A 267-nucleotide genomic window follows, 5' to 3' on the forward strand; every position below is an offset into this window, starting at 1 on the left:
GTGAAGCCCGAACGGATCGCCTGCTGGCACACCGCCGGGCTCGCGCCATGATCCTGATGCAGCACGAGCGGAATATCGGGGTGCGCCTCCAATGCAGCCAGGACGAGAAGCCGCAAATACGGTTCGCCCGCATATTTGCGCGCCCCCGCCGACGCCTGCAGGATCACCGGGCTCGCGGTGGCCTCGGCGGCCTGCATGATCGCGTGAATCTGCTCCATGTTGTTGACGTTGAACGCCGGCACGCCGTAGCCGTGCTCGGCCGCGTGG

At 67.0% G+C, this 267-nt stretch carries 1 protein-coding gene; it reads right to left on the reverse strand.

Annotation, left to right across the window (positions count from 1 at the left end):
- Positions 1-267: class II fructose-bisphosphate aldolase (locus SB751_RS31170; RefSeq protein ID WP_410749165.1), on the reverse strand; the 267-nt coding region annotated here is incomplete at both ends.

It is taken from the genome of Cupriavidus sp. SIMBA_020, from assembly GCF_046535395.1.
Taxonomy (GTDB): domain Bacteria; phylum Pseudomonadota; class Gammaproteobacteria; order Burkholderiales; family Burkholderiaceae; genus Cupriavidus; species Cupriavidus campinensis.